A 6,290-nucleotide genomic window follows, 5' to 3' on the forward strand; every position below is an offset into this window, starting at 1 on the left:
GACGTGCTGCAGCAGTAGCGCAGCGCAGTCGCGCGCGCAGGCCGACGATGGGTTCTGCTCGCCATGGCTCCACGCAATGAGACGGAACACCACTTCCGCTGCGGAGGGGTGGCTGAACGATAAGGCGCTCGGCCGTCCACGAGCGACGACGAAGCGTGTGACCGCTGCGCGATTTCGATCTGCTTCGAAGGGGTCGGGAAAAAGACGCTCCGGGAGGGCGAGGTCAAACTGGGCGACTGCGGCAAGGCGCCTCAGATTCGGAGCCTCCGCCCGGTGCGTCCCGAACACGAGACTCAAGATTTTCGGGAAAAGGTCCTCGATTTTCCCACTGCGGACCAGATCTTGGTACTGTGCCGCCTCCAAGATCACTTCGAGGATAGCGAGGTCCCGCCCGCTCAATGCCGTAAGCCTGGGGATCGGCGGTTCGCGCCACGCTGGCCGGCGTTTGGCAACGACGGCACGGAAGCGAACCTCATCGGCCGCGACATCGATGACCTGCCCGGCTAAGCGCAACTCATCAACGAGGCCTAACCCGTCGGGCTCAAGAAAATCCATACCACTCGGCGGACTGCGAGCGGCAAGGACGAGCTTGAACGGGCGGTCTAACCCCGCCAACCGGCGCCTCAGGGCATCGACATGACCGAACGCCCGGTGACAATCGTCGATTATGAAGATTGAAGGACGAAAAGCACGGTCGCGGAGGCCGGCGTAGAGGTAATCGACGTTCTGTGTGTCGTCCGCCCGGAGGTAGTAGGTGCGCCAATTCCCCCCGTCGAACCTCCGGGCCAAGTCCAGGGCAGTCATTGTCTTGCCAGCGCCAGCAAGCCCGGAGAGCAGGACCGTCTGCTCCTGCGAGAGAATCCGTTCGAAGGCCTCCGCATCTGCCGGATGATCGGCGATGCAGTCTTGTTCAAGTAGGTCGAGGTATAGAGCGACTCGGGGGTCGCCACTGTCGCGATGCAACGGCCGAAATAGGCCGAGATCCCAGTCGCGCCCGCGGCCGCAGAAGCCTTCCGCCACAGCGTTGCCGAACAGGTCTGCGACGATACCGGGCTCCTCGCGCAGCCATGCATCTAGCATGTCGCGGTGCCGCTCCTCGATTTCGATTTTGAGTTCGCGAGCGAGCCGTCGCTTGGTGTCCTCCCAAGCGACCGTGTCGGTGAGGCGCGCCGAGGTCCATAGCACGAAGCTCCGAGGTCGGCCAAGTGCGGGCCGTGTCAACCAGTCGCTCTGGAATTTGCGTACAGCAGCCTCTAACCCACGATGGTCGAAGGCGGCGGCGTGCTTGCATTGATGCACGACGCTAGCCGCACCATCGGAAAGAATCAGGTCGATACCGTGCTGGGCCTGCCCGCGCCGCCCCCAAAAGCGAGGGCTTGTTCCATTTTTGAGTAACAAATGAAAGCAGAGCCGCTCGAAAGCGTATTCGCTTACTAGTTCGTAGGGGAGGGAACCGGGGGGTGTCCCGGCGGCGGGCGGCGTGTCCAGCCAATGCCCGAGGTCCAAATGGACGAAATCGGCCTGGGTTAGCTCCCCCAACCCGCGGTCGGTTTCTCCCAGACCGACGAACGCCTCCTCTGCCATGGTGTTCCTGCTTGCCCGGCTGAGTATCGCCTCCAACCTTAGCGTGTGCGTGGTGGGGCGCAAGACGCCATAGCTGGTTCGCGGCAGCAGTCCTCACGGCTAAGACCTCCCGATCTGCGCATTGACGTCAGCTACCGTGAAGGGCTTCGGATGACGGGGCTCGCGCTGGGGCCGTCGTCCGAAAGCCTCCAGTGAAGGAACCCGCGGGAGACGGTTTGCCGGCGTTGATGCGCTATGGCGATTTGATCGCCGTGTTGATGGTGGACGCAAGACGCGAGAGCTTGGCGGTCGGGTTACGGCAGGCCCGGCATCGGGGATAGGCCACGGAAATAGCTCTGTGCGATTCCGTTCCGGAGGGCGAGGCACGCTGGCGTGGCAAGCGAAACCATGCTCAAATGTTGCTAAATCGCAAAAATCGGTCGCAATCCGGGTGCGGCAGACAAGGCCGGACCTGCGGTCGGCTCACCCCGGACACGATGCCCCGACGCCGGACTTGGAGCGTAACCCGGACGAGCGAAGCGACATCCGGGGCTTTCTTGTTGGCGCGGGTCCCGCATATCGCTGCGTTCATGCGGGCTACTTCCCGTGATGGCGTGCGACCGCTGTTGGTCGCGTAGGGGCACCCCTTGTGGGTGCCCTCGGGCCACATCGCGGGAGCGGAGTTTGTCGCGGCAGGGCGGCCACAAGGGCCGCCCCTACGAGGATAGATTGCGCCTTCGCGAGATGGCCGATTACGCGCTCCAATCCGCACCTCGCGAGCTCAGCGACTGAAGCTCGCAGGCTGCGGCGGCTCGGTCGAACCGGCGGCTAGCGAGCGTTGCACCATGACGGTGTCGGCCCACCGGCCATAGCGATAGGCCACGCCCGGAAGCAGTCCGACCCGGTGAAAGCCGAACTTGTCGTGGATGGCGAGCGAGGCGGTGTTGTCGGCATCGATATAGCCGATCATTTGCCGGAAACCGGCCGCCGCGCAGCTATCGATGAGCTCCTGCATCAGCAACCGTCCCACACCGCGGCCGAGATCGTCGCGGTGGACATAGATCGAATGCTTGACCGTGTAGCGGTAGGCCGGTCGCTTGCGAAATAGCACGACATACGTATAGCCGATCACCTCGCCGCCACGCGTCGCGACCAGATGCGGCAAACGCGTGTTGCGCAGGTTCCTGCGCCGGTCGCGCAAATCGTCCGGTTGCGGGGTGCCGCTGTCGTCGACGCTGTCCTCGATGCCGCGCCTGATATGCTGGCGGTAGATCGTCAACATCGCCTCGACATCGCTGTCGCGGGAGGCGCGGACCAGCACCGGTTGTTCGCTGGTTACGGCTGGACGCGTCGTTTCCATCGTCAGGTTCGCTCGGAGACCACGTAAGTATGCAGCCGAATGCGGCCCGACGTATCGACTTCCTTGTAGACCCCCTGGATCTCGACGTCGAAACCGGGGAAGGTATTGAAGCAGGTTTCGAACATTTTGAGATAGTCGATCATGGGTTGCGCCCGCTCGGTGAGGCGCTCGCCGGGCACAATCGTCGCGATGCCGGGCGGATAGACCACGAACGGCGTGGTGGCGATGCGGCCGAATATGGCGTCGATGGGCAGATGGTCAACGTCGTTGCGGACCAGATAGCGCGCCGCATCACGCGGCGATAGTGCGATATCCGGCAGGTGCTCGGCAAGGAATTGCTTGGCCTGGAGCGCACTGACGCCGGCGTCGCGGAAGAATCCATGCAGCTCGGCGCAGAGATCGCGCAGCCGCACCCCGGCATAGCGCGCCGCGCGGCGCTGGTAGAATTCGGGAATTGCCTCTTCCAGCAAGGCGTTGTCGTCGTGCAATTTCTTGAAGGCGACGAGGCCGCTGATCAGGGTGCCGGCCTTGCTGGCCTCGACGCCTGGGGTGAGCAGAAACAACAGCGAGTTGAGGTCGTTCTTTTCCGCGACGATGCGGTTTTCGCGCAGAAATTGCGCGACGATGGGGGCGGGGATGCCGTGGTCGGCATAGCAGCCGGTGGCATGGTCGAATCCGGGCGTCAGCAACGTCAGCTTGTTGGGGTCGGTCATGGCGAAGCCCGCCGTCAGATCCGAAAAGCCGTGCCAGACCTGGTCTGGGCCGAGCTGCCAATAGCTCGCGTTGCTGGCGAGCAGATCGGTGCTGACCGCCTCCCAGGCGATGTTGTGCACGGCGCCCTCGCGCGAGACGTCCGGGATCGCCACGCGATCGGGCACGAATGGCTCAAAGAACCAGCGGCGTTCCGGACGCGTCTCCTTCTCCTCGAATTCGCGCCGCACGGCGCGTATTTTCTTGCGCAGTTCAATCCCAAGCCGGATGGTGTCGTCCCACAGCACTTCGCCGGAGCGCCCCTTCATCATCTGGGCGCCGACGTCGAGCGAGGCGAACAGCGGATAGAAAGGCGACGTCGATGCGTGCTGCATGAAACTCTCGTTGAAGCGCCGGTGCTCGATCCGTCGCTTCTGGCCTTTGATATGGCGGTCCTTGATGTGGATCTGCGAGGCCTGCGAGAAGCTCGCCAGCTGCTTGTGGGTCGATTGGGTGGCGATGATGCCCGGCGCATCGGGGCCGAGACCCGACAGCCCCATCGCGAAACGCCCGGCATAGAGCGGATGAAACTTCATGAACCCGGCCCAGGCTTCGTCGAACAGGATGTAATCGCAGAGATGACCGATGGCTGTGAGGATCATCTCGGCGCTGTGGATCGTGCCGTCATAGGTGCACTGTTCGACGACCGCGACGCGGAATGGGCGCGGTCTGCGCCAGGCTTCCGGGTCCTTGACCAGCGGATGGTGGCGCATGGCCTCGCGCAAGGCGGTTTCATCCAGGGCGTCCCAGCGCATCGGGCCGATCAGCCCCCAGGCGTTGCGTACGGTCGGAATATAGACCGGGATGCCGCCGGCCATCATCAGTGCGCCGTGATGGGCCGCCTTGTGGTTGTTGCGGTCGAACAGCACGAGGTCGCCGTCGGTGACGAGCGCGCCCAGCACCACCTTGTTGGAAGTCGACGTGCCGTTGAGCACGAAGTAGGTTTTTTCCGCGCCGAAGATGCGCGCGGCTTCCTGTTGCGCCTTCAGCGCCGGGCCTTCGTGGGTCAGGAGGTCGCCGAGGTCGAGCACCGAATTGTCGAGGTCGTCGCGGAAAATAGCTTCGCCCAGATGTTCCACGAACACCCGGCCGATCGGGCTGCGGTTGTAGAACACGCCGCCATTGTGGCCCGGGCAGGTCCACAATTGGTTGCCCTCCTCGGCATAGTCGACCAGCGCGCCGAAAAACGGCGTCTTCAGGGTCTCGGCATATTGCTTCAGGCGGCTGATCAGGTTCTTGGCAATAAAGGCCGGCGTCTCCTCCGACAGGAAGACATAGCCGTCGATGAAGTCGAGCACCTCGACCGGCAGGTCTTCGAACCGCTTGCGGCGGATCAGCAGGATGATCGGGAAATCGAGGCCGCGCCGCCGCATCAGATTGATCAGCGCCGCGGTCTTGCCTTCCAGGCCCTTCTTGCCCCAGTCGACCACCATGCAGCCGATGGCGGCGTCGGTCTGCACCGCGATCTCCGCATCCTCGAGCTTGCGGGCCCTGACCACTTCGAAGCCGGAGCGCTCGATTTCGGTGATGATCTGGTTGAAGCGGAGCCCTTCGAGATCGTCGGCATCAAAGACGGGAGCCGCGAACACCCGATGGACTTCGTTCAACATTTCGATCCCCGGCCATGAACACCGCATAGTTTGTCGCGGCAAGGCGGCCACAACGGCCGCCCCTACGCGCACCAACGTGATGGCCTGCGACCGCTGTTCGTGGCGTAGGGGCGGCCCTTGTGGCCGCCCTCGTGCGTCATCGCGCGAGCGGAGCGATCCAGGCGGACTGCCGCCCGGCCTGGGGGAGGTCGGGGAGGCCTTGCGAGCGCCGTCAGGCCCATGCCATGCCATCGATGGGGACATCAGCGTCGTCGTCGGTTTTCGTTCGGACGATCGACCGCCTTCGATGCCTCGCACCACTCTCTCGCTGGTGACGGGCATCCGGACGGTTCCGTCCGATGCGCCTGAGCAGTTGTTCGACGGCCTGCCGGACGACGTAGACGATGGGCGCTGCGCGCCCGATGAGGCTGAGTAGCAAGATCATCGAAAAGATGTCGACATAGGCCAGCACATCGCCCAGCAGCATCAATTCCGGGGGAATGGGAATGCTGTGCGCGTAAGCCACGACCAGAATGACGACAGGAATGAACGCGATCAGCTGTCTTAACGTCAGCCGGTCCAGAAATGCGGCTAGCTCAACCACGAAAATATCCCACAGCCAGTCGCCCAAAGCCGCTGGCTTATCGATCGTCCACTGCCTCCAAAACCGGTTCCACATGCATCCTGTCCTCCCCGCACCTTCCCACATAGCATGGTCGGCAGCCCTGGTGTAGTCGCCCGTAGCCCGTAGCCCGCATGAGCGCAGCGATATGCGGGACCGCCGCAGCAAGCCCCGGATGAGCGGAGCCTGTCGTCGGGGCGGCGCATTCGCGCCGACCCGTTGGCTCATCCGGGCGAAACTTTTTCTTGTCCGCCGAGCATCGGACGACCCCGCACAAAAAAGCACGTGCCCGACGGGCCAGATCTGGTGTGATTTGGGCTGTCAAGCCCCATATTAAAAAATATTATAGTTGCCTTTTTGTTCTAATCAGTCTAGGGTCACCGCTGTCTCGTTCCAGATGAGGGGC

4 protein-coding genes are annotated in these 6,290 nt (G+C 63.2%); all 4 read right to left on the minus strand.

The window, feature by feature from the left end; genetic code table 11:
• A partial coding sequence (locus ABSG20_RS26730) for a hypothetical protein (protein ID WP_423867489.1) occupies positions 1–1,584 on the minus strand: 1,584 nt, incomplete at its 3' end.
• 760 nt (positions 1,585–2,344) lie between these two features.
• On the minus strand, positions 2,345–2,923 hold the full coding sequence (locus ABSG20_RS26735; protein ID WP_423867490.1) for a GNAT family N-acetyltransferase: 579 nt from the start codon (positions 2,921–2,923) through the stop codon (positions 2,345–2,347).
• Positions 2,924–2,925: 2 nt separating this feature from the next.
• Complete coding sequence (locus ABSG20_RS26740) at positions 2,926–5,283, minus strand: Orn/Lys/Arg family decarboxylase (protein ID WP_423867491.1); 2,358 nt, start codon at positions 5,281–5,283, stop codon at positions 2,926–2,928.
• Positions 5,284–5,494: 211 nt separating this feature from the next.
• On the minus strand, positions 5,495–5,941 hold the full coding sequence (locus ABSG20_RS26745; RefSeq protein WP_423867492.1) for a hypothetical protein: 447 nt from the start codon (positions 5,939–5,941) through the stop codon (positions 5,495–5,497).
• Positions 5,942–6,290: the final 349 nt, after the last annotated feature.

The organism is Bradyrhizobium sp. (assembly GCF_049512235.1).
In the GTDB taxonomy this organism is placed as follows: domain Bacteria; phylum Pseudomonadota; class Alphaproteobacteria; order Rhizobiales; family Xanthobacteraceae; genus Bradyrhizobium.